Source organism: Halomonas alkalicola (assembly GCF_030704205.1).
GTDB lineage: Bacteria > Pseudomonadota > Gammaproteobacteria > Pseudomonadales > Halomonadaceae > Halomonas > Halomonas alkalicola.
On sequence record NZ_CP131913.1, the window covers coordinates 3,575,284 to 3,602,278 of the forward strand.

Annotated in this window: 30 protein-coding genes; 19 read left to right on the forward strand and 11 right to left on the reverse strand. The window is 68.7% G+C overall.

What is annotated here, in order from left to right:
• Positions 1–44 precede the first annotated feature (44 nt).
• From mobA to B6N23_RS16835, 7 genes are all read left to right on the forward strand, one after another.
• A complete protein-coding gene (gene mobA / locus B6N23_RS16805) occupies positions 45–641 on the forward strand; it encodes a molybdenum cofactor guanylyltransferase MobA (protein WP_305500913.1) in 597 nt (198 codons plus the stop codon).
• Positions 638–1,261, forward strand: coding sequence for a molybdopterin-guanine dinucleotide biosynthesis protein B (gene mobB / locus B6N23_RS16810; protein ID WP_305500915.1), 624 nt, complete (start codon positions 638–640; stop codon positions 1,259–1,261). The genes mobA and mobB overlap by 4 nt, the downstream gene beginning before the upstream one ends.
• Positions 1,258–2,562 carry a molybdopterin molybdotransferase MoeA gene (gene moeA / locus B6N23_RS16815; RefSeq protein ID WP_305500917.1) on the forward strand — a complete coding sequence of 435 codons (1,305 nt, stop codon included), beginning with the start codon at positions 1,258–1,260 and terminating at the stop codon, positions 2,560–2,562. The genes mobB and moeA overlap by 4 nt, the downstream gene beginning before the upstream one ends.
• 10 nt (positions 2,563–2,572) lie before the next feature.
• Entirely contained in the window at positions 2,573–3,418 is an 846-nt protein-coding gene (moaC, locus tag B6N23_RS16820) for a cyclic pyranopterin monophosphate synthase MoaC (RefSeq protein WP_305500919.1), read from the forward strand.
• An 18-nt stretch (positions 3,419–3,436) separates the two neighbouring features.
• Entirely contained in the window at positions 3,437–3,886 is a 450-nt protein-coding gene (gene moaE / locus B6N23_RS16825) for a molybdopterin synthase catalytic subunit MoaE (protein WP_305503876.1), read from the forward strand.
• A gap of 36 nt (positions 3,887–3,922) precedes the next feature.
• Positions 3,923–4,915: a GTP 3',8-cyclase MoaA gene (gene moaA / locus B6N23_RS16830; RefSeq protein ID WP_305503878.1), complete on the forward strand. Its 993-nt coding sequence runs from the start codon at positions 3,923–3,925 to the stop codon at positions 4,913–4,915.
• A gap of 188 nt (positions 4,916–5,103) precedes the next feature.
• Positions 5,104–5,394 carry an H-NS family histone-like protein gene (locus tag B6N23_RS16835; RefSeq protein WP_119020355.1) on the forward strand — a complete coding sequence of 97 codons (291 nt, stop codon included), beginning with the start codon at positions 5,104–5,106 and terminating at the stop codon, positions 5,392–5,394.
• Positions 5,395–5,479: 85 nt separating this feature from the next.
• Here the strand turns inward: B6N23_RS16835 and B6N23_RS16840 are convergent, their stop codons facing one another.
• Positions 5,480–7,105: a ribonuclease J gene (locus B6N23_RS16840; RefSeq protein WP_305503880.1), complete on the reverse strand. Its 1,626-nt coding sequence runs from the start codon at positions 7,103–7,105 to the stop codon at positions 5,480–5,482.
• 420 nt (positions 7,106–7,525) lie between these two features.
• Here B6N23_RS16840 and purU point away from each other — a divergent pair, with 420 nt between their 5' ends.
• Both purU and B6N23_RS16850 read left to right on the forward strand, forming a co-directional pair.
• Complete coding sequence (gene purU, locus B6N23_RS16845; protein ID WP_305500922.1) at positions 7,526–8,380, forward strand: formyltetrahydrofolate deformylase; 855 nt, start codon at positions 7,526–7,528, stop codon at positions 8,378–8,380.
• 33 nt (positions 8,381–8,413) lie between these two features.
• On the forward strand, positions 8,414–9,091 hold the full coding sequence (locus tag B6N23_RS16850; protein WP_305500924.1) for an energy-coupling factor ABC transporter permease: 678 nt from the start codon (positions 8,414–8,416) through the stop codon (positions 9,089–9,091).
• Between the two features lie 61 nt (positions 9,092–9,152).
• On the opposite strand, the gene dinB is transcribed toward B6N23_RS16850, so the two are convergent.
• Positions 9,153–10,199, reverse strand: coding sequence for a DNA polymerase IV (dinB, locus tag B6N23_RS16855; protein WP_305500926.1), 1,047 nt, complete (start codon positions 10,197–10,199; stop codon positions 9,153–9,155).
• A gap of 20 nt (positions 10,200–10,219) precedes the next feature.
• Entirely contained in the window at positions 10,220–10,870 is a 651-nt protein-coding gene (lexA, locus tag B6N23_RS16860; protein WP_305500928.1) for a transcriptional repressor LexA, read from the reverse strand.
• Between the two features lie 249 nt (positions 10,871–11,119).
• Here lexA and B6N23_RS16865 point away from each other — a divergent pair, with 249 nt between their 5' ends.
• From B6N23_RS16865 to B6N23_RS16875, 3 genes are all read left to right on the forward strand, one after another.
• Complete coding sequence (locus B6N23_RS16865; protein WP_305500930.1) at positions 11,120–11,803, forward strand: TetR/AcrR family transcriptional regulator; 684 nt, start codon at positions 11,120–11,122, stop codon at positions 11,801–11,803.
• Positions 11,804–11,947: 144 nt separating this feature from the next.
• Positions 11,948–12,955 carry a beta-N-acetylhexosaminidase gene (gene nagZ / locus B6N23_RS16870; RefSeq protein WP_305500933.1) on the forward strand — a complete coding sequence of 336 codons (1,008 nt, stop codon included), beginning with the start codon at positions 11,948–11,950 and terminating at the stop codon, positions 12,953–12,955.
• 45 nt (positions 12,956–13,000) lie between these two features.
• Positions 13,001–13,579 carry a hypoxanthine-guanine phosphoribosyltransferase gene (locus B6N23_RS16875; RefSeq protein WP_305500937.1) on the forward strand — a complete coding sequence of 193 codons (579 nt, stop codon included), beginning with the start codon at positions 13,001–13,003 and terminating at the stop codon, positions 13,577–13,579.
• 3 nt (positions 13,580–13,582) lie between these two features.
• Here B6N23_RS16875 and B6N23_RS16880 read toward each other — a convergent pair whose 3' ends face one another.
• The 6 genes from B6N23_RS16880 to B6N23_RS16905 form a co-directional block, all read right to left on the reverse strand.
• Positions 13,583–14,431, reverse strand: coding sequence for a prepilin peptidase (locus B6N23_RS16880; RefSeq protein ID WP_305503882.1), 849 nt, complete (start codon positions 14,429–14,431; stop codon positions 13,583–13,585).
• A gap of 21 nt (positions 14,432–14,452) precedes the next feature.
• Positions 14,453–15,688 (reverse strand): type II secretion system F family protein, encoded by a 1,236-nt coding sequence (locus B6N23_RS16885; RefSeq protein ID WP_305500941.1) that lies wholly within the window; start codon positions 15,686–15,688, stop codon positions 14,453–14,455.
• A gap of 52 nt (positions 15,689–15,740) precedes the next feature.
• On the reverse strand, positions 15,741–17,531 hold the full coding sequence (gene pilB / locus B6N23_RS16890; RefSeq protein ID WP_305500943.1) for a type IV-A pilus assembly ATPase PilB: 1,791 nt from the start codon (positions 17,529–17,531) through the stop codon (positions 15,741–15,743).
• A gap of 220 nt (positions 17,532–17,751) precedes the next feature.
• On the reverse strand, positions 17,752–18,162 hold the full coding sequence (gene hepT / locus B6N23_RS16895; protein ID WP_110070079.1) for a type VII toxin-antitoxin system HepT family RNase toxin: 411 nt from the start codon (positions 18,160–18,162) through the stop codon (positions 17,752–17,754).
• Positions 18,152–18,577 (reverse strand): type VII toxin-antitoxin system MntA family adenylyltransferase antitoxin, encoded by a 426-nt coding sequence (gene mntA / locus B6N23_RS16900; RefSeq protein WP_305500946.1) that lies wholly within the window; start codon positions 18,575–18,577, stop codon positions 18,152–18,154. Before mntA ends, hepT begins: the two co-directional genes overlap by 11 nt.
• 121 nt (positions 18,578–18,698) lie before the next feature.
• Entirely contained in the window at positions 18,699–18,842 is a 144-nt protein-coding gene (locus B6N23_RS16905) for a hypothetical protein (protein ID WP_305500948.1), read from the reverse strand.
• Between the two features lie 256 nt (positions 18,843–19,098).
• Between B6N23_RS16905 and B6N23_RS16910 the strand changes: the two genes are divergently transcribed.
• The 7 genes from B6N23_RS16910 (at position 19,099) to B6N23_RS16940 (ending at position 26,354) form a co-directional block, all read left to right on the forward strand.
• Positions 19,099–20,541 carry an MBL fold metallo-hydrolase RNA specificity domain-containing protein gene (locus B6N23_RS16910; RefSeq protein ID WP_305500950.1) on the forward strand — a complete coding sequence of 481 codons (1,443 nt, stop codon included), beginning with the start codon at positions 19,099–19,101 and terminating at the stop codon, positions 20,539–20,541.
• An 11-nt stretch (positions 20,542–20,552) separates the two neighbouring features.
• Positions 20,553–20,984 (forward strand): low molecular weight protein-tyrosine-phosphatase, encoded by a 432-nt coding sequence (locus B6N23_RS16915; RefSeq protein ID WP_305500952.1) that lies wholly within the window; start codon positions 20,553–20,555, stop codon positions 20,982–20,984.
• A gap of 184 nt (positions 20,985–21,168) precedes the next feature.
• On the forward strand, positions 21,169–22,389 hold the full coding sequence (locus B6N23_RS16920; protein ID WP_305500955.1) for an RNA-guided endonuclease InsQ/TnpB family protein: 1,221 nt from the start codon (positions 21,169–21,171) through the stop codon (positions 22,387–22,389).
• Positions 22,390–22,506: 117 nt separating this feature from the next.
• Positions 22,507–22,761, forward strand: coding sequence for a type II toxin-antitoxin system Phd/YefM family antitoxin (locus tag B6N23_RS16925; RefSeq protein ID WP_305500957.1), 255 nt, complete (start codon positions 22,507–22,509; stop codon positions 22,759–22,761).
• Complete coding sequence (locus tag B6N23_RS16930; protein WP_305500960.1) at positions 22,758–23,012, forward strand: Txe/YoeB family addiction module toxin; 255 nt, start codon at positions 22,758–22,760, stop codon at positions 23,010–23,012. Before B6N23_RS16925 ends, B6N23_RS16930 begins: the two co-directional genes overlap by 4 nt.
• A gap of 131 nt (positions 23,013–23,143) precedes the next feature.
• On the forward strand, positions 23,144–25,606 hold the full coding sequence (locus B6N23_RS16935; RefSeq protein ID WP_305500962.1) for a Lon protease family protein: 2,463 nt from the start codon (positions 23,144–23,146) through the stop codon (positions 25,604–25,606).
• Positions 25,599–26,354: a universal stress protein gene (locus tag B6N23_RS16940; protein ID WP_305500964.1), complete on the forward strand. Its 756-nt coding sequence runs from the start codon at positions 25,599–25,601 to the stop codon at positions 26,352–26,354. The genes B6N23_RS16935 and B6N23_RS16940 overlap by 8 nt, the downstream gene beginning before the upstream one ends.
• Here B6N23_RS16940 and B6N23_RS16945 read toward each other — a convergent pair.
• On the reverse strand, positions 26,351–26,743 hold the full coding sequence (locus tag B6N23_RS16945) for a type II toxin-antitoxin system VapC family toxin (RefSeq protein WP_305500966.1): 393 nt from the start codon (positions 26,741–26,743) through the stop codon (positions 26,351–26,353). The two genes, B6N23_RS16940 and B6N23_RS16945, sit on opposite strands and share 4 nt — an antisense overlap.
• Complete coding sequence (locus B6N23_RS16950; RefSeq protein ID WP_305500968.1) at positions 26,743–26,994, reverse strand: type II toxin-antitoxin system Phd/YefM family antitoxin; 252 nt, start codon at positions 26,992–26,994, stop codon at positions 26,743–26,745. The genes B6N23_RS16945 and B6N23_RS16950 overlap by 1 nt, the downstream gene beginning before the upstream one ends.
• Position 26,995: the final 1 nt, after the last annotated feature.

The following is a 26,995-nucleotide window of genomic DNA, read 5'->3' on the forward strand; positions in this document are numbered from 1 at the left end:
GGCCGGCTCAGGCATCATGGGGGCAGACCACAGGAGGGGCCAAGATGACGCCAAACGAACTCACCGGGCTGATCCTGGCCGGCGGCCAGGGGCGCCGTATGGGCGGCGTGGACAAGGGGCTGGTGGCCTTCCACGGCCGCCCCCTGGTGGCCCATGTGCGCGAGCGCCTGGCCGGCCGGGTCGCCGAGGTGCTGATCAACGCCAACCGCAGCCAGGCGGAGTACGCCGTCCTGGGGGATCGCGTCATCGAGGACGCCGAGGGCGGCTTCCAGGGCCCGCTGATGGGCATCTACAGCGGGCTGCGCGCCGCTGCCACCCCCTGGCTGGTGGTGGTGCCCTGCGACACCCCTGCGCTGCCCGAGGAGCTGGTGGCGCGCCTGGTGGCGGGCCTGGGCGATGCCGATATTGCCGTGGCCTGCGACGGCGAACGCCTGCACCCGGTGGTGGCGCTGACCCGCACGGCACTGGCCGATGACCTCGCCGCGGCGCTGGCCGGCGGCGAGCGCAAGATCGACCGCTGGTACGCGCGCCACGCCTGGCGCCGCGTCGACTTCTCCGACTGCCCGGCGGCCTTCGCCAACCTCAATACCGAGGATGAGAAGCAGCGCCTGGAAGCCAGCCTGGTGAGCCCCGACCCATGAGTGCGACTGACGACCCCAACCCGATACCGAGCGCTGCGCCGCTGCCGCTGGACGCCGCGATGCCGCTGCTCGGCATCGCGGCGTGGAGCGGCACCGGCAAGACCACCCTGCTCGAGGCCCTGCTGCCGCGCCTGGCCGAGCGCGGCCTGCGCGTCGCGGTGATCAAGCACGCCCACCACACCTTCGACGTCGACCAGCCCGGCAAGGACAGTCACCGTCTGCGCCAGGCCGGTGCCGCCCCCATGCTGGTGGCCTCCCGGGAGCGCCTGGCGCTGATGATGGAGACCCCCGGCCAGCAGGAGCCCGACCTGGCAAGGCTGGTGGCGCTGGTGGCCACCCAGGCGCCGGACCTGGTGCTGGTGGAGGGCTTCAAGGCATGGCCGCTGCCCAAGCTCGAACTGCACCGCCCGGCCCTGGGCAAGCCCCTGCGGGTGGCCGAGGACCCCTGGGTGAGGGCGGTGGCCTCGGATGCGCCCCTGACGCTGCCTGAGGGCGTCGAGGCCCTGGATCTCAACGACCTCGCCGCCCTGGCCGACTGGATCGCCGCCTGGCCGGCGCGCTGGCCCGCGGAGCGCCGGCCCCGCGCCCCGGCCACGGCCCGGGGAGTCGCCGCGCCATGACCCTCTCCTGCTTCGAACTGGGCGAGCGCATGCTGGCCGTGGAGGAGGCCCGGGCGGCGGTGCTCGCCCTGGTAGCGGGGCCGCTGCCCGCCGAGATCGTCCCCCTGGCGCTGGCCCACGGCCGGGTGCTGGCCGAGGACGCCGTCTCGCCCATCGCGGTGCCCCAGAACACCAACTCCGCCATGGACGGCATCGCCCTGGCCTGGCCCGCCGCGCCCGGCGAGGATTGCGCCCCCGTGACACGCTTTCGCCGGGTCGTCGAGCTCCACGCCGGCCAGGCGCCCGCCGGACCCCTGGCCCCCGGCGAGTGCGCCGGCATCACCACCGGCGCGCCGCTGCCCCCCGGCGCCGACACCGTGATCATGCGCGAGCAGCTGGCGGACGAGCAGGGCGCCGATGGCACCCGCTGGGCCATCGTCGATCAGCCCGAGCGGGTCCGGCGAGGCCAGAACGTGCGCCGCGCCGGCGAGGATATCGCCCGCGGCGCCCTGGCGCTGGCCGCCGGCACCCGCCTGGCCGCCGCCGAGCTCGGCCTGCTGGCCTCGCTGGGGCTCGCCGAGGTGGCGGTGCATCGCCGCCCGCGGGTGGCGCTCTTCTCCACCGGCGATGAGGTCACCGCCCCCGGCCAGCCGCTGCCCGCGGCGGGCATCTTTGACGCCAACCGCTTCAGCCTGATGGCGCTGGCCGCCGAGCACGGCGCCGAGGTGCTCGACCTCGGCATCCTGCCCGACGACCGCGACGCCATCGCCGCCGCCCTTGCCCGGGCCGCCGATGAGGCGGACCTGGTGATCACCAGTGGCGGCGTCTCGGTGGGCGACGCCGACCACACCCGGGCGGCGCTCGCCGAGCAGGGCGAGCTCGGCTTCTGGAAGATCGCCATCCGACCAGGCCGCCCCCTGGCCTGCGGGCGCCTCGGCCCCCGGGGCGTGCCCTTCCTGGGCCTGCCCGGCAACCCGGTGGCGGCCATGGTCACCTTCCGCGAGTTCGCCGCCCCGCTGCTGGCCAGGTTGCAGGGTCAGCTGCAGGGTCAGCGGCAGGGCAGCGCGGCCGCTGACCCTGAGCGACTCACGGCCCTGGCCGACCATGCGCTCGCCAGTCGCGTCGGGCGCGTCGACCTGCTGCGCGGCGTCTACCGCTGCGACGCCGACGGGCGGCTGCGAGTCGCCGTCACCGGCGCCCAGGGCTCCGGCATCCTCTCCTCCATGGTCCAGGCCAACTGCCTGATCGAGATCGCCGCCGAGCGCGCCGCCGTGGCCGCCGGCGAGGCGGTGACCATCCAACCCCTGTTCCGTTTTCCATGAGGCATCGACCATGTCACTGACCCATCTCAACGCCCGCGGCGAGGCCCATATGGTCGACGTCGCCGACAAGCCGGAGAGCCGCCGGGAGGCCACCGCCTCCGGCCGTATTCGCATGCTGCCCGAGACCCTGGCACTGCTCGCCGAGGGCGGCCTGCCCAAGGGCGACGTGCTGGCCACCGCCCGCATCGCCGGCATCCAGGCCGCCAAGCGCACCCACGAGCTGATCCCGCTCTGCCATGCCCTGGCGCTGTCGAAGGTGGCCATCGACTTCACCCTCAACGAGGCCGAGAGCTGCGTGGAGGTCTCCGCCACCTGCCGGCTCAACGGCCGCACCGGGGTAGAGATGGAGGCCCTCACCGCCGTCTCGGTGGCCTGCCTGACTCTCTACGACATGTGCAAGGCGGTGGACAAGGGCATGGAGATCGATGCCATCCGCCTCGACACCAAGACCGGCGGCAAGTCCGGCGACTATCGCCGTGGGCAGGCCCTGGGCGAGGGGGCGGGAGAGGGCGCCGTAGTCACCGGCGCCGAGGGCCCCATCGTCACCGGCGAGGGGCACAGCGGCCAGGTGGCGCTGGGCAGCCGCTGCGATATCGCCGCCCCCTGCATCCGCGTCAAGTGCCTGGCGGAGCTGCGCGAGCGCCTCGGCGTGGGCGAGATTTCCGTGCCGCTCACCGACCTGCCGCGGGCCGATGTCGCAGGCCTCAAGGCGGCCCTCACGACGCTTGATGCGCGCTTCGCCGGCCTCAATGAGGGGCGGGTGCTCTGCGCGGTGAACCAGGTGATGGCCGGCGATGATACCCCCCTCACCGATGAGGACGAGGTGGCCTTCTTCCCCCCCGTCACCGGAGGCTGAACGATGAACCCAGCCCAGATGATTCGCGTGCAGGAGGCCCCCTTCGATGCGGGCGTCGAACAGCACGCGTTGCTCGCCGGGCGCACCGATATCGGAGCGGTGGTCTGCTTCACCGGCCTGGTGCGCGACTTCAACGAGCGCCCGGAGGTCACCGCCCTGACCCTCGAGCACTATCCCGGCATGACCGAGGCGGCCCTCACGGCTATCGTCGACGAGGCGCGGAGCCGCTGGCCGCTTGACGGGGTGCGTGTGATCCACCGGATTGGACGCCTGGCCCCCGGAGACCCTATCGTGTTGGTAGCGGTGGCCAGCGCCCATCGACGGGCGGCCTTCGAGGCCTGTGATTTCATCATGGACTACCTCAAGACCCGCGCCCCCTTCTGGAAGAAGGAGCACGCCAGCGACGGCGACTACTGGGTCTCGGAGCGCCACTCCGACCACGAGGATGCCGGCCGCTGGACGACCTGATTCGCGCGACACGCATGAGGGACGACAATGACAACGCTGCCCCAGGCACTGATCGACGACTTCGGCAGGCGCGTACGCTACGTGCGCATCTCGGTCACCGACCGCTGCGATTTTCGCTGCGTCTACTGCATGAGCGAGGAGATGACCTTCCTGCCTCGCGCCCAGGTGCTGACCCTGGAGGAGCTCGCCCTGGTGGCGCGCGCCTTCGTGGAGCTCGGGGTGGAGAAGGTGCGCCTCACCGGGGGCGAACCCCTGGTGAGGCGCGACATCGACCAGCTGGTGGCCCAGATCGGCGCGCTGCCGGGGCTCAGGGACTTCGCCATGACCACCAACGGCGCGAGCCTGCCGAAGCTCGCCGGGCGGCTGCGCGAGGCGGGCCTGACCCGGCTCAATATCAGCCTGGACTCGCTGGACCCCGAGCGCTTCCGGGCGCTCACCCGCACCGGCGACCTCGCCCGGGTCATCGAGGGCATCCGCGCCGCCCGGGAGGCCGGCTTTTCGCGCATCAAGCTCAATGCGGTGATCCTCAAGGGGCGCAACGACGACGAAGTGGTCGACCTGGTGGCCTTCGCCCGCGATGAGGGGCTCGATATCAGCTTTATCGAGGAGATGCCCCTGGGCGATGTCTCCGACCACCGCCGCGACGAGACCTACTGCTCCAGCGACGAGGTCCAGGCGCTGATCGAGGCCCGCTACCCGCTGACCCCCACCACCGAGAGCACCCTCGGCCCCTCGCGCTATTTCCGCATGGCCGACAGCGAGAGCCGGGTGGGCTTCATCTCCCCCCACAGCCACAATTTCTGCGCCACCTGCAACCGCGTTCGGGTCACCGTGGAGGGGCGGCTGCTGCTCTGTCTCGGCAACGAGCACTCGGTGGACCTGCGCCGCGTGCTGCGCGCCCACCCGGGCAATATCGATGCCCTCAAGCGGGCCATCGTGGCGGCCATGCCCCTCAAGCCCGAGCGCCACCACTTCACCACCGACGGCGACGTCCAGGTGGTGCGCTTCATGAACATGACCGGCGGCTGACGCCTCCTGCCTGGCCGCCTTTACGGCCTTTTTTCGCCGGCCTATGGCCGACCAGGGCGGGCATTTATTGCCCGTTTTTCTCGATGTGAGCGTGCGGCTTTCCTTGCCAATCCACCCATCATGCATATACTTTTCCTCTACACACACGCACAACCCGTCTCGTTTTATTCCGGTTCAGGAGGGGACCCATGTCCAGCGAATCCCTGGAGCGCATCGCTCGCAACAAGAACGTCGCTCGCGCCGCCGCTCGTCAGCTCAGCATGGAGCAGCTGCACAAGCTCTCCGAGGTGATTGTCGAGGTGATCGAGCAGAAGAAGGATGAGGAGCGCCAGCGCCAGGAGGAGGAACTCCAGAAGGAGCGCAAGCGCTCCGAGATCCTCGAGGCCATCAGCGAGGCGGGCCTCTCCGTCGATGACCTGGTGCTCGAGCCGCCGCGTCGCAAACGCGGCCGTCCGCCGAAGAACGCCACCAAGGCGTGAGTAGGGCCTGACAGCCAGATGCAAAAAAGCCGCTCAATGAGCGGCTTTCTTTTCCTCTTTGGCAGCCCGGTGATTGGCGTGTTACCTACCCCAGCTCGCTGGCGGAGGGCGCCTCCACGGCCAGTATCTGCAGGTGAATCTCCGGCAGGCGGCGCAGGTGGTCCGCGAACCAGCCCATCAGGCGCGGCTGCAGGGCGAGGCGAAGCTCCGCCAGGGTATCCCCCGTCAGTGTCTCCAGGGTCTCATCCAGCCAGTCGGTGAAGGCCTCCTCGTCGATGGGGCTGGCCTGGCTGGCGTCCAGCATCAGCCGGCCGATGCGCGTCCAGCCCCCCTCGCCGGTGGCAGTCACCGACAGCGCGAGATAGAGGCTGCCGTGGCGCGGTCCCTGGTTCGGGCCGGCCAGGCCGGGCAGCGGGGCCACGGCGTTCTGGCTGACGATGCAGGGGGGCTGTGGGTGGCGGGACACCAGGGAGAGCCCCTCGGCGTCCAGGCGGATCAGGTCGCCGTTGAGGGGGATCAGCGGCGCCTGGATGCCCAGCGGCTCGGCCAGTTCCCGATGGGCCTGCTGGTGGCGGGGCTCGCCGTGCACCGGCAGCAGGTGGCGCGGCTTCACCCAACCGTAGAAGGTGCGCAGCTCCTCCTGGGCAGGGTGGCCCGAGGCGTGCAGCTCCGGGTGGCTGAACTCGTCGAGCAGGGTCACCCCCAGGCGCTTGAGGCCGCTCTTGAGCCGCTCGATCAGGAGCTCGTTGCCGGGAATCGCCTTGGCCGAGAAGATCACGCTGTCCCCCGCGCCGAGCTCCATGGCGTGGTGGCGGCCGCGGGCCAGGCGGCTGAGCGCCGCCCGGGGCTCGCCCTGGCTGCCGGTGGCGATCACCAGCACCTCGTTGGGGGGCAGGTAGCCGAGGTCCGAGACGGGCACCAGGGGCGGGAAGTCGTCCAGGTAGCCGAGGCCGCGGGCCACCGCCACCATGCGCTCCATGGAGCGCCCCATCAGGCTCACCCGGCGACCGTTGCGCTGGGCGGCGTGGCCGATGGCCAGCACCCGTGCCAGGTTGCTGGCGAAGCAGGAGACCACCACGCGCCCCTCGCAGCGGGCGATGGTGTGCTCGAGCGCCCGGGCCACCTCGCCCTCGCTGCGCGAGTGGCCCGGCATGGGGGCATTGGTGGAGTCGCCGACGACGAGGTCCACCGGCGCGATGGCGCGGAAGGTAGCCGCCGACATGGGCTTTCCGATCAGCGGCTCGGGGTCGAGCTTCCAGTCGCCGGTATGCAGTACGCGGTGCTCGCCGGCGGCCAGCAAGAGGGCGCAGCTCTCGGGGATCGAGTGGGTCAGCGGCAGGTAGCGCAGGGTGAAGGGGCCGCACTCCAGCGCCTCGCCGGGCTCGATGACCCGGATGGCATCGGTGGCCAGGCCCCGCTCGATGAACTTGGCGCGCAGCAGGCCGGCGGCCAGCGGGGTGGCGTGGATGGGGCAGCCCCACTTCGGCCATAGCCAGGCGGCCGCGCCGATATGGTCCTCGTGGCCGTGGGTGATGATCAGCGCCCGGGGGCGGATGCCGAGGGCGGTGAGGGTATCGAGGTTGGGCACCTGCAGCGGGCTGTCGGGAAGGTCCTGGCGGATCATCATGCCGCAGTCCACCGCGATCCACTCGTCCTCGGGGCCCCTCTCGCCAAAACCCCTCTCTCCAAAACCATAGAGACTCAGGTTCATGCCGATCTCGCCGCAGCCGCCCAGCGGCAGGAAATGCAGGGGAGGGCGGCGGCGGGGGCGAATCTGGACTCTGGGCTGTGGCATCGGCAGGCGCGGGCTCGGAAAGTGTTGTTTCACTATACGGGAAGGCCCGGGGCAGCCACAACGACGCGCAGGGCCGGCGGTAGCCAGCGAGTGACGGGGCCAGGGCGGTCGAGGGAAACATGCAGCGGCGTTAGGTGCGCCGGGGATAGCTCACCGAGGGGGTCCTATGCCAGGGATGGCATCGGTAGCGTACAGGGATGTATTCACAGCGCCCCCGAGGGGAGCTATCCCCGGGACAGCACCGAACGAAGTCGCTAGATGCCGGAAGGTGCTGTTTTCGCTACACTGTCGCACCCCGATTACAGCCCAAGCCCAACGCCAAACCAGAGGCACGCCATGTCACACTACTACCGCCTGGTGGTCTCCTGCCCAGACCGCGGGGGCATCGTCTCCCGGGTCTCCGGATTCATCGCCGGCCACGGCGGCTCCATCACCGAGGCGAGCCAGCACTCGGACCTCGAGACCGGGCGCTTCTTCATGCGCTACGAGATCCTGGCCGACTCCATCGGCATGCCCCCCGAGGCGCTGCGCGAGGCCTTCGCCCCCATCGCCGACGAATTCGATATGACCTGGGCGCTCACCGACACCCGCAACCGCCCCCGGATGGTGCTGATGGTCTCGAAGGAGTCCCACTGCCTGGTGGACCTGCTCTACCGCTGGACCGCCGGCGAGCTCGACTGCGACATCGCCGCGGTGATCTCCAACCACGAGACCATGCGCGGTCTGGTGGAGTGGCACGGCATTCCCTACCACCACGTGCCGGTGCAGCCCGACCAGAAGCAGGCCGCCTTCGACGAGGTGGTGCGCCTGGTGGATGACGTGCGCGCCGACTGCGTGGTGCTGGCCCGCTACATGCAGATCCTGCCGCCGTCGATCTGTGAACGCTACGCCGGGCGGGTGATCAATATCCACCACAGCTTCCTGCCCTCCTTCGCCGGCGCCAAGCCCTACCACCAGGCCTACGAGCGCGGCGTGAAGCTGATCGGCGCCACCTGTCACTACGTCACCGAGGAGCTCGATGCCGGCCCCATCATCGAGCAGGACATCCACCGCGTCAGCCACTGCCACACCCCCGGCGACCTGGTGCGCTTCGGCCGCGACGTGGAGAAGGCGGTGCTGGCCCGCGGGCTGCGCTGGCACCTGGAGGATCGCGTGCTGATCCACGGCAACAAGACCGTCGTCTTCGCCTGATCGGGCGAGACGCGGGTCGACGAGAGGCGCTCCATGTCCTTCTCCCAAGCGGTGCTCGCCCCTGGCTGCTGGCTGCTGGTGCTCTGTGCGCTGGTGTCGCTCGTGCTCTACGGGCTGGCGCTGGCCCAGCGCCCCTGGCGTGCGCTGCTGGCCGACACTGCCCTGCAGCACCGCTGGCTAGCCGCCAGCGTGGCGGTGCTGCTGATGTGGCAGCTGCGCGCCCAGGCGGTGGAGTGGCTCTCCCTGCACCTGATGTTCACCGCGCTGCTCACCCTGGTCTTCAAGGCCCCGCTGGCGCTGGTCACGATCCTGATCGTCAACCTCGCGGCGGTGGTCACCGGCCGCGTCGACTGGCCGCTGCTCGGCGTCAACCTGCTGGTCACCGGCGTCATGCCTGCGCTGGTCACGGTGCTGATTTGGCGCCTGGTAGACCGCCGCCTGCCCGACAACCTGATGGTCTTCCTGTTTGTCTGCGGCTTCTTCGGCGCCGCCCTCTCCACGCTGGCCGCGGGGCTCGTGGCCGTGGGGCTGATGATGCTCGGTGCCGACGACGCCCACGCCCTCTATCAGGCCATGGAGTACGCCCGCTTCCTGCCGCTGCTGATGCCCTCCGAGGCCTTCATCACCGGCATGCTGATGGCGATCCTGCTGGTCTACCACCCGAGCTGGGTCGCCACCTTCAACGACCATCGCTATATCGATACGAAGTAGCCCCCAGCGCCACCAGCGCGACAGCAGGCGCGCAGATCCCGCGCGATGGCCTTGCCTCGTGCTAGAGACTCAGCACCAGCTGGCGCCGCTCGGCCTCCGGCAGCAGGCGGGCGCCGACGCCGAGCAGGCGCACGGGGCGGCGGCGGCGCTCCCAGGCCTGCTCAAGCAGGCCCTGGTAGCTGGCGGGGGAGGGGGTCAGGCCGCGGCTCTCCAGGGTGGTCAGGCCGAAATCGTCGAAGCGCACCTTTACCACCAGCCCGGCCAGCGGCGGGTGGCCGTGGCGGGCCAGGCGCTCCTCGAGGCGCTCGCAGAGCGGTGCCAGGGCCTCGCGGCAGCTGGCGAGATCCGGCAGGTCCCGGGCGAAGGTGGTCTCCACGCTGATCGACTTGCGCTCGCGCTCCAGGCGTACCGGGCGCTCGTCGATGCCCCGTGCGAGCTCGAAGAGCCGCTTGCCGAACTTGCCGAAGGCCTCCAGCAGCCGCTCCAGCGGCACCTCGCGCAGGGCTGCGCAGGTGGTGATGCCCATGGCCTCCAGGCGCGCCCCGGTGGCGGGGCCCACCCCGTGGAGCTTCTTCACCGGCAGGGCGGCGAGGAAGGCTTCCAGGCGCTCCGGGGTGATCACCGTGAGGCCGTCGGGCTTCTCCCAGTCGCTGGCGATCTTGGCCAGGAACTTGTTGGGGGCCACCCCCACCGATAGGGTGATGCCGGTGCGCGCCAGGCACTCCTGCTTGAGCCAGCGGGCCATCCAGGTGGCGCTGCCGGAGAAGCGCTCCACCGCGCTGACATCGAGGAAGGCCTCGTCCAGGGAGAGGGGCTCCACCAGGGGGGTGAGCTCGTGGAAGATCGCCTGGATCTGTCGCGACACCTCGCGGTACTTGTCGAAGCTGCCGGGCAGCAGGGTGAGGTGGGGACAGAGGCGCAGTGCCCGGGCGGTGGGCATCGCCGAGTGGATGCCGAAGGCCCGGGCGGGGTAGTTGCAGGTGGCGATCACCCCGCGCCGCTCGGGGCTGCCGCCGATGGCCAGCGGCACCTCGGCAAGGGCCGGGTTGTCGCGCATCTCCACCGCTGCGAAGAAGCAGTCGCAGTCGGCGTGGAGGATCTTTCTCACGGCACGGGCTCGGTAAGTGCCTAGCCCAGCGCCTGGCCGCTGCCGCCGCGGATCACGCCTACGCCGATACCCTCGATCTCCAGCGCCTGATGGCGCAGGTCCACCTCGATGGGGGCGAACTCGGGGTTCTCGGCGGTCAGGGTGACCACGTGGCCGCGACGCGAGAAGCGTTTGACCGTCACCTCTTCCTCCAGGCGCGCCACCACGATCTGACCGTCGCGCACCTTCTCGGTGCGGTGCACGGCGAGTAGGTCGCCCTCCAGGATGCCGACATCCTTCATGGAGAGGCCGCGCACCCGCAGCAGGTAGTCGGCCCGGGGAGTGAAGTACTCCGGGGGTAGGGGGCAGTAGCGGTCGATATGCTCGGCGGCCAGTATCGGGCTGCCCGCGGCCACCTCGCCGATGATCGGCAGCCCCTGCTGGGGGGCATCGCCCTCGGCGGCGGCCTCCTGCTCCTGGGCGGGCAGGCGGATGCCTCGGGAGGTGCCGGCGATCATGCGGATGGCGCCTTTCTTCTCGAGGGCGCGCAGGTGCTCCTCGGCGGCGTTGGGCGAGCGGAAGCCCAGGGCCCGGGCGATCTCGGCCCGGGTGGGGGGATAGCCGAGCTCCTGAATGGTCTTGACGATGAAGTCATAGACGTTCTGCTGGCGCTGGGTGAGGGGGCGTGCCATGCGACCTCCGAAGCGGAAAGCGGCGACTGGGTGAATGCGTCAGTGATCAAGTATACAGCATGTTGTTCCATCCAGTAATTCGGATGGTGCGCGCGTCCGGTGCTGTCGATGCTGTCGATGCTGTCGATAGAACAGTCGATAGAACAGACTGTTTAAAACGGCTCGGTCTGGTGGCATTGAGCGCAAGCCCGCGGCTGGCGTACAATTCCACCACGTTTGAAACAGCCGTTTATTACCGGGACTCCTCCGATGGCCCAGACCGACACCGTCACCCGCATCCTCGATACTGCCGAGGTGCTGTTCGCCGAGCGCGGCTTCGCCGAGACCTCGCTGCGCACCATCACCAGCAAGGCCAGGGTCAACCTGGCCGCGGTGAACTACCACTTCGGCTCCAAGAAGTCGCTGATCCAGGCGGTGTTCTCCCGCTACCTCGATCCCTTCACCGAGCGCTTCCACCGCGCTCTGGACGAGCTCCAGGCGCGCTACGGCGACGAGGTGATCCCCCTCGAGGAGCTGCTCGAGACCATGGCGCGCAGCGTGCTGGAGGTGCCCGCCGAGCGCAACAGCCTCAAGGTCTTCATGCGCTTGCTGGGGCTCGCCTACAGCCAGGCCCAGGGCCACCTGCGCCGCTATATTCAGGAGGAGTACGGCAGCGTCTTCACCCGTTTCACCGAGCTGGTGCGCCAGGCCACCCCCGGGCTCCCCGACGCCGAGCGCTTCTGGCGCCTGCACTTCGTGCTCGGCACCGTGATCTTCACCCTTTCCGGCCTTGACGCCCTGCGCGATATCGCCGAGAAGGATTATGGTGAGCATGTGACGGTGCGCGAGCTGATCCGGCGCCTGCGCCCGGTGGTGGTGGCCGCCATGCAGGCCCCGCTGCCGGCGCCCCAGGTAGGCCAGGTAGAGCAGGCAGACCAGGCAGACCAGGCCTGAACGGCCGGCCATCTCGCCGGAATTGCCTCGTGAGGCTGGCGGCTGTGGCGAATCTGTCACTCCTGCCAGCTTTGCCCTAGAATCTGGCCCCTTTCACGTCTGTCTGCGAAGAATCTCTGCTTGCAAGAAGCCAAGGAAGCGAACATGACCCAGCTCGGTCCGGTGATGCTTGACCTGGAAGGCACCGCCCTCACCGCAGAGGAGCGAAAGCTGCTGGCGCGCCCCGAGGTGGGCGGGGTGATCCTCTTCGCCCGCAATACCGAATCGGCCGAGCAGGTCTGCGCGCTCTCCCGCGCCATCCGCGCGGTGCGCCCGGAGCTCCTGCTGGCCATCGACCAGGAGGGCGGCCGCGTGCAGCGGCTGCGCCAGGGGGTCACCCGGCTGCCGGCCATGGCGCGCCTGGGCGCGGGCTTCGGCGAGCATCCCGAGGTCACCCGGCGGCTCTGCCAGGACGCTGGCTGGCTGCTGGGCATGGAGATGGCCGCCTGCGGGCTGGATCTCAGCTTCGCCCCGGTGCTCGACGTCGACGACGGCACCTCCACGGTGATCGGCGACCGCAGCCTCTCCGCCGACCCCGAGGTCGTCGCCGCCCTGGCCGGCGCCTTCGTCGATGGCCTCCACGAGGCCGGCATGGTCGCCGTGGGCAAGCACTTCCCCGGCCACGGCGGCGTGGCCGCGGACTCCCACCTGGAGCTGCCCGTGGACCCGCGCCCGCTCGAGGCCCTGCGCGAGCGCGACCTCGTGCCCTTTTCTCGTCTCGCCGGCCGCCTCGACGGCGTGATGCCGGCGCACGTGGTCTACTCCGCCTTCGACCCGCGCCCCGCCGGCTTCTCGCCGGCCTGGCTCGGCATGCTGCGCCAGAGCCTCGGCTTCAAGGGCGTGATCTTCTCCGACGACCTGAGCATGGCCGGCGCCGCCAGCGCCGGCAGCCCCGCCGAGCGGGCGCAGGCCGCCCTGGACGCCGGCTGCGACATGCTGCTGGTCTGCAACGACCGCGCCGCGGCGCTGGAGGTCATCGAGGCATGCCGCGAGCGACCGGGGGCCAGCCGCCTCACCCGGCTGCGCTACGCCCGCGCCCGCCCGGCGCTTGCAAGCCTCACCGCGCTCTCCCGCTGGCGCCGAGTCCACGCCCACCTCGAGGCCCTGGCCTGAGTTCAAGTTTCAATTTCCGACACCCTTCGACCACGAGCCACCGCAATGCCCAAACTCGATGCCGATTTTCACCAGTCCCTCGCCGACATGCGCGAGGTGATGGACAACGCCGACTGCCTGATCACCCAGGAGGCCGTGGAGCGCGCCCTGGACCGCATGGCCGACGAGATCACCCGCGACCTGGGCGAGAAGCTGCCGGTCTTCTACTGCGTGATGAACGGCGGCCTGATCACCACCGGCCACCTGCTGCCGCGCCTCGGCTTCCCGCTGGAGGTGGACTATCTGCACGCCACCCGCTACCGCGGCGGCACCCGTGGCGGCGAGCTGTTCTGGCGCGTCTCCCCGGAGGTGCCCATGGCCGGCCGCCACGTGGTGATCGTCGACGATATCCTCGATGAGGGCGCCACCCTGGCCGCCATCCTCGACTACTGCCGCGAGGCCGGCGCCGCCAGCATCTCCACCGCGGTGCTGGTCGACAAGCGGCACGACCGCAAGGCGGTGCCGGACCTCAAGGCCGACTACTGCAGCCTCGAGGTCGCCGACCGCTACGTCTTCGGTTTCGGCATGGACTACAAGGGCTACTGGCGCAACGCCCCCGGCATCTTCGCCCCCAGGGGGATGTAGGGGTCAGAGCAGGAAGAACCTTCCATAGGCCGCCATCAGCGGCTCCCCGGCCAGCAGCGCCACCCAGCCCGCCAGGGCCAGATAGGGCCCGAAGGGCATGGGGGCGGCGCGCAGCCGCGGCACCGCCAGCTGCACCAGGATGCCGATGATGGCGCCGATCCCCGCGGAGAGGATCAGCAGCAGCGGCAGATATTGCCAGCCCATCCAGGCGCCCAGCGCCGCGAGCAGCTTGAAGTCGCCGTAGCCCATGCCCTCCTTGCCGGTGATCAGCTTGAACGCCCAGTAGAAGCTCCACAGCACGAGATACCCCGCCATGGCGCCGATCACCGCGCTCGAAAGCAGCAGCGGCTGGAACAGCAGCTGGTAGGCGAGCCCCGCCCACAGCAGCGGCAGGGTGAGCAGGTCCGGCAGCAGCTGGGTGCGCAGGTCGATCACCGCCATGGCCAGCAGTGCAAGGCACGCCCCCAGCACGAAGAGCCCCTGCCAGCTCGGCCCGAACAGCGCCACTACCGCAAGCGCGAGCGCCCCGCCGGCCAGCTCCACCAGCGGATACTGGGGGCTGATGGCCGCATCGCAGTTCGCGCAGCGTCCGCGGCGCTTTAGCCAGCCCACCACCGGGAGGTTGTCGTGCCAGGCGATGGGGGTCTCGCAGCTCGGGCACATCGAGCGCGGCGTGGCCAGGTTGAATTCCGGCTGCGTCTCACTCGGCAGCTCCAGCGCCTCGCGGGCCTCGGCCCGCCAGCCCAGCATCAGCATCACCGGCAGGCGCACGATCACCACGTTGAGGAAGCTGCCCAGGCACAGGCCGACGAAGGCCGCCAGCGGCCAGAGCAGGGAAGGGGGAAGATCCAGCAAAACGATGTCCTTATCGGGTTAGATCACGCTGCCCAGCTCGAAGATCGGCAGGTACATGGAGATAACGAGCCCGCCCACCAGCACGCCCAGCACCACGATAATGAAGGGCTCCAGCAGCGAGGTGAGGGTATCGACCATGTTGTCGACCTCCTCCTCGTAGTAGTCCGCCACCCGGTTGAGCATGGCGTCCAGCGAGCCCGCCTCCTCGCCGATGCCGACCATCTGCACCGCCAGCGGCGGGAAGCGCTCGGTCATGCGCATGGCAAAGTTGAGCTGCTGGCCGGTGGCCACGTCTTCGCGGATCTGCACCACCGCGCGCTCGTAGACCTTGTTGCCGGTGGCGCCGGCGGCGGTGTCCAGCGCCTCCACCAGGGGCACGCCGGCGCCGAAGGTGGTGGCCAGGGTTCGCGAGTAGCGCGCTACCGCGGATTTATCGAGGATCTCCCCCAGTACCGGCACCTTCAAGGCAAAGGCGTGCATGCGGTAGGCGAAGGCCTCGGACTTCTTCATGCCGGTGCGGATGAAGAAGATCAGGGCGGCCACCCCCAGCACCCCCCACCACCAGTAGGCCTGGGCGAACTCGGACATGGCAATGGTCATGCGGGTCATGGCCGGCAGCTCCGCGCCGAAGCCCTGGAATAGGCTCTCGAACTGTGGCACCACCTTGATCAGCAGCAGGGCGGTGACCCCGATGCCCACTGCGATCACCGCCGCTGGGTACCAGAGCGCCTTCTTCACGCGCCCCTTGAGCAGCTCGATCTTCTCCTTATAGGTGGCCACGCGGTCGAGCATTCGGTCCAGCGAGCCCGACTGCTCGCCGGCTTCCACCAGGTTGGCAAACAGTCGATCGAAGTGCTGGGGGTGACGCTTCAGCGCATCGGAAAACGAGGCGCCGGCGGCCACGTCGTTCATCAGCTCCTGCACCAGGCCGCTCATGGCCGGCTTCTTGATGCTTTCCGCCACCACCTGGAAGGCCTGCAGCACCGGCACCCCAGCACGGATCATGGTGGCCATCTGGCGTGCGAAGAGCATGATGTCGCGGGGCTTGATCTTGCCCATGCCGCCGCCGAAGCCACTTTTCCGCCGCACGTTCTTGATGATGATGTTCTGGCCGGCGAGGATCTTCTCCACCTCGCCCTTCTGGGCGGCGACGATCTCACCCCCCACCTTGCGCCCGCCGGGGCCCTTGCCTGTCCAGCGCCAGCGGTAGAGCTTGATCTCCTTGGTGGGGCGCAATTTCCGTGCTGTGGCCATAGTGGTATCCCTTCATTCCCTGTGATGGTGGTCGACTCTGGCGGCCGACTCGCTAGTCTTTGGTCACCCTGTTGATCTCGGCCAGGCTGGTCACCCCCTGCATCGCCTTCATGAGGCCGCTTCTGCGCAGGTCCGGATAGCCCTCCTGGCGGGCCAGGTCGCTGAACTCCATGGAATTGCCATTCTTCATGATCAATTGACTCATGGCGTGGCTGATCGGCACCACCTCATAGATGCCCACCCGCCCCTTGAAGCCCTTGGTGCAGTGCTTGCAGCCCACCGGCTCGAAGAAAGTGGCCTGGCCGATCTCCTCCTCCGTGAAGCCTTGGGCGGCCAGGGCCTCGTGGGGCAGGTCCGCCGGCTGCTTGCAGTGCTTGCAGAGCTTGCGCGCCAGGCGCTGGGCGATGATCAGACTCACGGAACTGGCGATATTGAACGGCGCCAGGCCCATGTTGGCCAGGCGGGTGAGGGTCTCCGCAGCGGAGTTAGTGTGCACGGTGGAGAGCACCAGGTGGCCGGTCTGGGAGGCCTTCACCGCGATCTCGGCGGTCTCCAGGTCGCGGATCTCGCCCACCATCACCACGTCCGGGTCCTGGCGCAGGAAGGCACGCAGGGCGCTGGCGAAGTCCAGGCCGATCTTGGGGATCACGTTGACCTGGTTGACCCCGGGCACCTTGATCTCTACCGGGTCCTCGGCGGTGCAGATGTTGCGCTCCACCTCGTTGAGGATATTGATGCCGGTATAGAGGGTCACCGTCTTGCCGCTGCCGGTGGGCCCGGTGACGAGAATCATGCCCTGGGGCTGATCCAGCACCGTCTCGTACATGGCGCGCTGCTCCGGCGTGAAGCCGAGCATCTCGATGCCGAGCTGGGCCGAGGCGGGGTCGAGGATCCGCAACACGATCTTCTCGCCGAACACCGTGGGCAGCGAGTTGACGCGAAAGTCGATGGAGCGGGTCTTCGAGAGCCGGAGCTTGATGGCGCCGTCCTGGGGCAGGCGGCGCTCCGAGATATCGAGCCGTGACATCACCTTCAGGCGCGCGGCGATGCGCGCGCGCATGGCGAAGGGCGGGTGGGCCACGTCATGCAGCATGCCGTCGATGCGAAAGCGCACCCGGTAGCTGGTTTCATAGGGCTCGAAGTGGATGTCCGAGGCGCCGCGGTGGATGGCGTCGAGCAGGATCTTGTTGACGAACTTGATGATCGGCGCGTCTTCGCTGGCCGCACTCGCGGCCGCCTGCACGTCTACCTCGCCGCTGGCCTCCTCCTCGCCGGCGAAGCCCAGCTCGCCGATGGCATCGTCCACCCCCTTGAGCTCATCGAGCATGCTCTTCTCACTGGAGGCGAGATAGGCCTCCAACACCGGGCCGAGCTGGTCCACCGGGGCCAGCACCCCCTCCGGAGTGAGGCCGGTGGCGAACTGCAGCTCGTCGAGCAGGGCAAGCGTAGAGGGGTAGGGCACCGCCACGGTGAGCCGGTGGCCGCGCTGCATCAGCGGCAGCACCTTGAGCTTGCGCAGGATCTTTTCGGGGAAGGCGTCGGCGCGGGGCAGCGTCTCCGGGCGGATGGCGTCGAGATCCATCATCGGCAAGCCATACTCCCAAGCCGCCGAGAGGGTGGCCTGGCGGGCGGAGACCAGCCCGGTATCGATCACGTGCTCCAGCAGCGACACCTCGCCCTCGCGGGCCTCCTCCTCAGCGCGCACCGCGGCGGCGTGGCTGATCCGCTCGTCCGCCACCAGTCGCCGCGCCAGACCGCGCAGGCCCGCCGTGGCGTCGTGGCGGGTGCTTTGTAGTGGGGTGTCCAGAGGAGGGGCACTCGGTGGGCTGCGATAGTCGTTCATGGGCGTTCGCTGCTTATGGTCGGCATCATTCTGCCCATTCTAGCCGTCCCCACCCCCGCCCGCCCAGCGCTGAACCACGCGGCTTCAACCTTTTGCTGGGCAAATCTCATACTTACCGCAGGCACCCAGCAGGCCGCCAATCCTAGATCGTTGGCCTGCTGGGTTTGACTTATCAGGCGCTGCGCTCGTTTTCCTATCTGCCGAGGGGTTGGGCCGTTGGCTATGCCAGCTCGATCAGGCGGGAAGCGTAGTCCAGCAGATCGCCGGTGTGTTTCTCGATGATGGCGATCACGATGGGGATCTGCACCGCCTGATAATCGTGGACGGCCACATTGCGAAAGCCTGTCATCTGCTTCATGGACGTGGCGAGTGACGCGTCGATGAGGCCTTCGCGCGCCAGGATATCGAACACTTCCCTTGCGCTCTGGGGCAGGCCCAGACGGTGCAGGCGTATCAGGCGGTTGCCTGCATCGATGCTGGCCTCGCAGGCGCGCTGCAGGTTGAGGATGGCGGCGTCCTGGCGCGTCTGATTTTCCGTGAAGGTGGCCGGGTGCTTGTCATACTCCTCCCGGGCCCTCGCCACGCAGCGCTCGATGCTCGCAGCCTTGTTGAGCAGGACGTCATCGGCCATGAACGCTGCCTCGCTCCTTGATGTCGGCGATCAATGCCCGGCGCTGTATGGCCAGGTCCCAGTATTCACTCTGCACCGTGAGCTCGAACTCGTCGCTGTCGCTGCCGAGATGCCATAGCCGCTCGCCGGTCGTCACGACCTGATGCTGAAGCACGGTAGAGGCCTGGCGCAGGTCGATCAGGTCGATCTCCTTGCTGAGCCTGTCGGCCAGTTCGCCGCTCAGCTGCCAGCGCTGCTCGGGCGGCAGCGGTGCGGCCAGCAGGAGAGCCAGGTCCACGTCGCTTTCCCTCGTCGCTTCCCCCTTGGCCTGGCTGCCGAACAGATAGACCGCCTGCAGCGAGGGCAGCGAAGCTGCCAGGTAGGCCGTCAGTGAGGCGAGGTCGCGTTGACTGAGGATGCGTTGAGAGTCGGGCATGTCATGGACCGCGAAAGGTTCGAGAAGAACAGGGTACAACAGCGCCGCGGCAATTGCCGCGGCGCTGTTGGCCTGTAATCAGGAAACCTTGATGGTCCGCGTGACGAACGCCTGGCGTCGATCAGGCGCCGGCCTTGGGCAGCCTGGCGAGCGGACGGCTCCAGATGGTCAGGAAGCGCTCGGTGTTGACGCTGCGCTGCTCGCTCTCGCGCTTGGTGCGGGGGAGGGGCTGGTCCCAGATGGTGGGGATGCGCTCGGTGGTCATGGGGGAAACCTCCTGGGTTTCAATTTTCGGAAAGCATTTTCACATATCTTATCTTCGACCAAGGTCGCAGGCAAGTATTTGTGAAAAATATTTCTGAAAATACCGCACCCCCTGAATCGCCCCGCAAAGCGTGGCTACCATCAGTAGCAACAGCCTCTGTGGCAGTAAGATGGCTATCAGTGGAAACAGCCCCGGCGCTCCACAGGCCACAGCGGCTATAGTGAAACGACCACCCTCGGCAGGGAGGCCGTGCGCCATGACCCCCTATCCACTGCTCCTCCATCACGGCGGCGCCAGCGGCGTGACCGGCAGCTGCCATCGGCTGCAGATCGCCGAGGATCGCGCCCTGCTGGTCGATTGCGGGCTCTTCCAGGGCCAGGATGCCGACCGGCTCGACGGCTTCGAGCAGCTCCAGGTGCGCTTCCCGGTGGAGGATGTGCTGGCGCTGGTGGTCACCCACGTGCATATCGACCATATCGGCCGGCTGCCCTACCTGCTGGCGGCGGGGTGGCGGGGGCCGATCCTCTGCTCGCTGCCTTCACGCCGGCTGCTGCCGCTGGTGATCGAGGACGCCCTGAAGATCGGCTTCACCCGCGACCGGGCGCTGATCGAGCGCTTCCTGGCCGAGGTGGAGGGGCGCCTGGTGGCGCTGGACTACGGCGATTGGCACACCCTGGTGGACGATGCCCGCCACCGGGTGCGCGTCAGGCTCAAGCGCGCCGGGCATATCCTCGGCTCCGCCTACGTGGAGGTGGACACTCTCGAGCGGGCCAGCGGCCGCGCCCACCGCACCCTCTTCTCCGGCGACCTGGGCGCCCCCCATGCGCCGCTGCTGCCGGCGCCCAAGCCGCCCTGGCGCTGCGACACCCTGGTGCTGGAGAGCACCTACGGCGACCGCGAACACGAGGATCGCCGCCACCGGCGCGGCCGGCTCAAGGCCGCCATCGATCGGGCGCTGGCCAATGGCGGCACGGTGGTGATCCCCGCCTTCAGCATCGGCCGCACCCAGGAGCTGCTCTACGAGCTGGAGACCCTGATCCACCAGGCGAAAAGCCCGCGCTGGCGGTCGCTGGAGATCATCGTCGATTCGCCCCTGGCGGCGCGCTTCACCGAGGTCTACCGCGAGCTCAAGCCGTGGTGGGACGCCGAGGCCCACCGGCGGCTGCGGGCGGGGCGCCACCCGCTCAGCTTCGAGAACCTTTATACCGTTAGCTCCCACGAGGAGCACGAGCGCACCCTGGCGTATCTCGCCGAGAGCGGCCGGCCGGCGGTGGTGATCGCCGCCAGCGGCATGGTCAGCGGCGGGCGGGTGGTCAACTACCTCAAGCGGATGCTCCCCGACGAGCGCCACTGCGTGCTCTTCACCGGCTACCAGGGCAGCGGCACCCCGGGGCGCGATATCCAGCGCTACGGGCCCCGCGGCGGCTGGGTGGAGCTGGATGGCGAGCGCATCGACATCCGCGCCCGGGTGGAGACGGTCTCCGGCTACTCGGCCCACGCCGATCGCCGCGACCTGCTCAACTTCGTGCGCTGCATGCGCGAACCGCCCCGGCATATCCGCCTGGTGCACGGCGAGGCCGAGGCCCAGCGCGCCCTGCGCGAGACCCTGCTGGCCTGGGCCCAGGAGGCCGGCCATCCCCTGGAGGTGACGCTGGGCAGCGAGTGCCCGGTTGCCGCCCCCGAGGGGGAGAGCGCCTGAGGGAGGGCGGCATGTTCCAGCGCATCCTGGTGGTCTGTACCGGCAATATCTGCCGCAGCCCGGTGGCGGCGGCGATGCTTCGCGCCCGCCTGCCGGGGCGGAAGGTGAGCTCCGCCGGCCTCGGCGCCCTGGTGGGGCACGGCGTGGAGCCCAGCGCCGCCCGCCTGGCCGAGATTGAGGGGCTCGTGATGGCGGGGCATCGGGCCCGCCAGCTCACGGCCGAGCTGCTGGCCGAGGCGGACCTGGTGCTGGTGATGAGCGAGGGGCAGCGCCGCGCCGTGGCCGAGCTGGCCCCCGCCGCGCTCGGGAAGACCCTGCTGCTGGGGCACTGGCTGCCCGGGGCGCGGGAGATTCCGGACCCTTACCGCCAGTCCGAGGAGATGTTTGCTTTGGTGCACCAGCGCCTGCGCGATGCCGTGGACGCCTGGGTGTCGCGGCTATGAGCCGAGGCGGACGCCTGCGCCTCGCTGGCGCTGCTCTGGGGGCTGTACGGGAAAACCCTGAAGGTTGTCCCTCATCGCGTTGACCAAAAAGCGCGACAAGCCTCGGCACTTCAGGCCGAGGAAGGATAGCGCGGGCGCCGCAGGCGCCCTATACTACTGGATATAAATATAGCTTCGGGTCACTATGCAACGCCTCCAAGCCTTCAAATACGAACTGATGCCCAACGGCGAGCAGGTGCGGAAAATGCGCCAGTTTGCCGGCATGGCACGGTACGTGTTCAACCGAGGGCTGGCGTTGCAAAAGGAGCGGTATGCAGCCGGTGAGAAGACGTTGGGGTATGCGGCCTTGTGCAAGCAACTTACCGGCTGGCGTAACAGCGACGACACGCCATGGCTCAAGGATGGGCCGGTCCACCCGCTCCAGCAGTCGTTGAAGGATCTCGATCGCGCCTATGCCAACTTCTTCGCCAAGCGGGCGGACTTCCCGCGCTTCAAGAGGAAGGGTCAGCGTGACAGCTTCCGCTACCCCGATCCCAAGCAGATCCGGCTCGACCAGGGCAATCGGCGGCTCTACCTGCCCAAGTTGGGTTGGCTACGTTTCCGCAAGAGCCGCGAGGTACTGGGAGCGGTCAAGAACGTCACCGTCAGCCAGTCGGCGGGGCGATGGTTCGTCTCGATCCAGACTGAGCGTGAGGTCGCGGTGCCGGCGCCGATTGGCGGGGCTGTGGGCATCGACATGGGCGTGGCGCGGTTCGCCACGCTCTCCGATGGCAGCTACCTGGCACCTCTCAACAGCTTCAAGAAACACCAGGCGGCACTGCGCAAGGCGCAGCAGGCCATGAGTCGCAAGGTCAAGTTCAGCAACAACTGGAAGAAGGCCAAGGCCCGCGTCCAGAAACTCCAGGCTCGCATCGCCAATGCCCGGCGTGATTTCCTGCACAAGGCTTCCGCCATGATCAGCCAAAACCACGCGCTCGTGGTGCTGGAAGACCTGCAGGTCGGCAATATGTCGCGCTCGGCCAGAGGCAGTATCGAGGAGCCAGGCCGCCATGTTCGCCAGAAATCCGGCCTCAACCGCTCGATCCTCGATCAGGGGTGGTACGAGTTCCGTCGCCAGCTCGACTACAAGCTGGCCTGGCGTGGGGCGCATCTGGTCGTTGTGCCACCGCACAACACCAGCCGCACCTGCCCCGAGTGCGGTCATGTCGCTGCGGAGAACCGGCGCAGCCAGGCCCGCTTTGCCTGTGTCGATTGTGGCTTCGAGGCCAATGCCGATCATATCGGCGCCATCAATGTATTAAGGGCGGGGCACGCCCGGCTAGCCTGTGAAGTGAGTGGTGCAGTAAGGCCGCCAGCAGCAGGAACCCACCGAAGCGATTCAGGGATGGCTCAATGCCGTGCCTGAGCGCCGTAGGAATCCCCTTCCTTTCCGCCGTTGGCGGCAGCTGCCTAAGCAGCTGAGGGAGGGGAGGACGTCAAGTACAGAAATGAGTACAATGAAGGTCGTCACAGGAGGTCCACCATGGATACCGTCACCTATACCCATTTCCGCAGTCACCTGGCCAGGGTGCTCGACCGTGTCAACGATGATCATGTGCCGGTGCTGATCACGCGCCAGAATGGCAAACCGGCCATCGTGATGTCGGTCGAGGACTTCAAGTCCTACGAGGAAACCGCCTACCTGATGGCCAGTCCCGAGAATGCCCGCCGCCTCAACGAGGCCATCGCCGAGGTTGAGCGCGGAGAGGGAGGCGAGCACGGACTCATCGACCCATGATGCTGACGTGGGCGACAACTGCCTGGGAGGACTATCTCTACTGGCAGGGCCGCGATAAGAAGACACTCAAACGCATCAATACCCTGATCAAGGATATCCAGCGCCAGCCCTTCGACGGACTGGGTGACCCCGAGCCCCTCAGGCATCAGTGGTCGGGTTACTGGTCGCGTCGAATCGATCGCGAGCACCGCCTGGTCTACAAGGTGACCGACAGCGCCATCGTGATCGTGCAGTGCCGCTACCACTATTGAGCCTGCCCCCCCTCGACCGCCGCCCCTGTATGCGTCATCTTTGAAGCAAGCGAAGTAATTGGTAGAAAGCGAACTTGCAGAAAGCGAACTTGCAGAACGCCAACCAAGGCAGGCGGGATGAGATGCCGCGGATGAACAGGGATAGGGATAGGGAGAGGGTGATGGTCGAGGCGCTGACGGTTTCCGAGGTCTACCGGGCCTGCCCGGAGGAGGCCTTTTCCTTCGAGGTGACCAGTGAGCTGGAGTCGCTGGACCTGCTGAGCGGCCACGACCGCGCGCGGGAGGCGCTGGACTTCGGCACCGCGATCAGAAGCGATGGCTTCAACCTCTTCGTGCTCGGCCAGCCGGGCCACGGCATGCACAGCCTGGTGGGGCACTTCCTGGAGGAGCGCTCCCGGGACGAGGCGCCGCCGCCGGACTGGGGCTACGTCTACAACTTCGACGACCCCTCGGTGCCGCTCTACCTGCAGCTGCCGCCGGGGCTGGGCCGCCAGCTGCGCCGCGACATCGAGGCGCTGGTGGATGAGCTGCGCGGGGCGATCCCGGCGGTGTTCGAGAGCGAGGAGTATCAGAACCGCCTGCAGGAACTGAAGCAGGCCATGGGCGAGCGCCAGCGCGACGCCATCGAGGCGGTGCGCCGTGAATCCCGCGAGCAGGGAGTGCTGCTGCTCTCCACCCCCAACGGCTTCACCTTCGCGCCGGCGGGCGACGACGACAAGATGATGTCGCCGGAGGAGTACGAGAAGCTGCCGAAGGAGGAGCGCGAGCGCATCGAGCACACGGTGGAGATTCTGCAGCGCAAGCTGACCCAGGCGATCCGCCGCATGCCGAAGCTGGCCAAGGAGCTGCGCGACCAGATCAACGGCCTCAACGAGGAGGTGCTGCAGACCGCCATCGGCGCCCCCCTGGCGGAGCTGGAGGAGCGCTACGCCGAGGAGGAGGGGGTGATCGCCCACCTGGTCGCGATCCGCGAGGCGATCCTGACCCACGTCGATTCCTTCATCTCCGACGACCCCGAGATTCCCCCGGAGGCGGTGTTCAGCCGCTTCCATCTCAACCTCCTGGTGGACAACGCCGACACCGAGGGGGCGCCGGTGATCTACCAGGACCTGCCGGGCCACCAGCACCTGGTGGGTCGCATCGAGCACCACGTGCACAACGGCACCCTGCTCACCGACTTCTCGCTGATCCGCGCCGGGGCCCTGCACCGCGCCAACGGCGGCTACCTGGTGCTGGACGTGCGCGCCGTGCTCACCCAGCCTGGCGCCTGGGAGACCCTCAAGCGGGTGCTGCGCGCGGGGGAGATCCGCACCGAATCCCTGGAGCAGGCCTACGGCCTGATCAGCACCGTGAGCCTGGAGCCCCAGCCGATTCCGCTGGACGTGAAGATCGTGCTGCTGGGCGAACGGCTGCTCTACTACCTGCTGTGCGAGCACGACCCGGAGTTCCTGGAGCTGTTCAAGGTACAGGTGGACCTAGAGGACGAGCTGCCGCGCAGCGAGGCCAACCTGGCTCTCTACGCCCATATGGTGGCGACCCTGGCCCGGGAGGCCGCCCTGCGCCCGCTGGACCGCAGCGGGGTGGCGGCCACCATCGAACGCGCCAGCCGGCTGGCCGACGACCAGCAGCGCCTCACCGCCCGCCACCGCGACCTGAGCGACCTGCTCCAGGAGGCCGACCACTGGGCGGCCATGGAGGATGCCACGGTGATCACCCGCGCCCACGTGGAGAAGGCGGTGGCCCAGCAGCTCTACCGCGCCGGGCGCATCCGCGAGCGAAGCCTCGAGCAGATCAACCGCGGCACGGTGATGATCGCCACCGAAGGCCAGGCCGTGGGGCAGGTCAACGGCCTCTCGGTGCTGGCCCTGGGCGACTTCGCCTTCGGCCAGCCGACTCGGATTACCGCAACGGCCAGGCCCGGCGCCGGCCAGGTGGTGGATATCGAACGCGAGGCGCGCCTGGGCGGGCGCATCCACACCAAGGCGGTGATGATCCTGTCGCGCTTCCTGGCCGGCCGCTACGCCCCGGATGTGCCGCTGTCGCTCTCGGCGAGCCTCGCCTTCGAGCAGTCCTACGGCGGTATCGAGGGCGACAGTGCCTCGGTGGCGGAGGTGTCTGCGCTGGTCTCGGCCATCGCCCGGGTGGCACTCGACCAGCGCTTTGCCGTTACCGGCTCCATCAACCAGCACGGCGAGGTGCAGGCGGTGGGCGGGGTCAACGAGAAGCTCGAGGGCTTCTTCGACGTCTGCCGCGCCCGGGGCGAGCTCGGCGGCCAGGCGGTGATCCTGCCGGCCAGCAACGTCGAGCACCTGATGCTGAAGGCCGAGGTTCGCGAGGCCATGGCCGCGGGGAGCTTCCGCATCTTCGCGGTGCGCCACGTGGACGAGGCACTCGCGCTGCTCACCGGCGAGGCGCCCGGCGAGCCCGACGAGGGCGGCCGGTTCCCCGAACAGAGCGTCAACGGCCGGGTGCAGGCGCGCCTGGCAGCCTTCGCCGAGGCGATCAAGGCGGCCCGCGGGGCTGACGAAAAGGACCAGGCAAAGGTCGATGAGAATGCCGGCGACCAGAGAGAGGAGGGCGGCGGCAATGAGTGAGCCCAGCCAGACGATGCGCGTGGTGGCGCTGCTGGACGACTCCCGTCAGAGCCAGGCGGCGCTGGCCGCGGCGGTGGCCCTGGCCGACCAGGTCAGCGCCGAGCTGGTGGCGCTCTTCATCGAGGACCTCGAGCTCTTGAGCTGCGCGGCCTTCCCCTTCTCCTGCGAGGTGGGGGCCAGCACCGGCCTCTCCCGGCCGCTGCAGAGCGAGGCGCTGGAGGCGAGCCTGGCCCGCCAGCTGCAGCGCATCACTCGGGCCCTGGAGCAGGCGGTGGAGGGGCGAGAGCTGCGCCACCGCCTGCAGGTGAGCCGCGGCCAGGTGGTCAGCGAGGCCCTGGCCGCGGCCGCGCCCTGCGACGTGCTGGTGCTGGGCAAGGCGGGGCTCTCCTCGCGCTGGGGCTGGAGCTCGCGGCTTGGCTCCACCAGCCGCCGCCTGGTGCTGGAGGCCCCCTGCACGGTGATCATCTGGGACGAGCGCCACCCGCCGGCGCCCGGCCCACTGCGCTACCTGCGCGGCGAGGCCCCGACCCTGCCCTGGGGCGAGACCCTGGCCGAGGCCTCGCGCAGTCACCCGCTGTTTCGCGGCCGCGAGGAGCTCGCCCCCATGGCCGCCCCCGAGCTCGAACGCTTCCTCGCCCGCGCCCGCAGCGGCGCCCTGGTGATCAGCCGCCAGACCCTCACCCGCCTCTTCGCGGAGGACCCCGAGGTGCTCGCCCGCATCCCCATACCGGTGGTGGTGGTGCCCTAGGGTGGCGGAAGGCTTGGACGAAAGATCTCGATCTCCAGGCCGTCGATATGCCGATAGTGACGATCGTTGGCGGTAAGAAGAGGCACACCGAGCTCCATGGCCGTCGCCGCAATCAGGGCATCGGCCATCTGCATGCTGTGGCTGAGCGCATAGCTCTCGACCAGGAAGGTGGCGCGAGCCGAGATGCCCTCTTCCAGGTGCACCAGCTCGGCTTCCCAGTAGCGCATTGCCTGGCGAAGCTGGTGCAGCTCCTGCTTGTTGCGCAGCCCCTGTACCAGCTCCATGTAGCTGACGGCGGAGAGCGAGAAGCCGGTCATTTCATCCAGCCTGTCGGCCGCGGCGGCATTTCCCCTCAGGTTCCAGATCAGCACGTCGGTATCGACCAGCATCAATCATCGGCTCCGAAGGTGCGTGGTGCGCGCAGGCGTCGGACGTGAGATTCCACGTCCATCTCATCCCGGTCTGCCCAGAGGCCAAAGGCAGGGTTGCGCGCAGGCCGCTCCTGTTCTCGCTCTGCCGCCAACCCCACCAGCCGGGCGCAGAGCTTGCCGCGGTGGGTGATCTCCACGGTTTCGCCGCGTTGGGTGGCCGCGAGCAGCGCTCTGGCCTGCAAGCGCAGATCTTTCACGGTGGCGTGCATG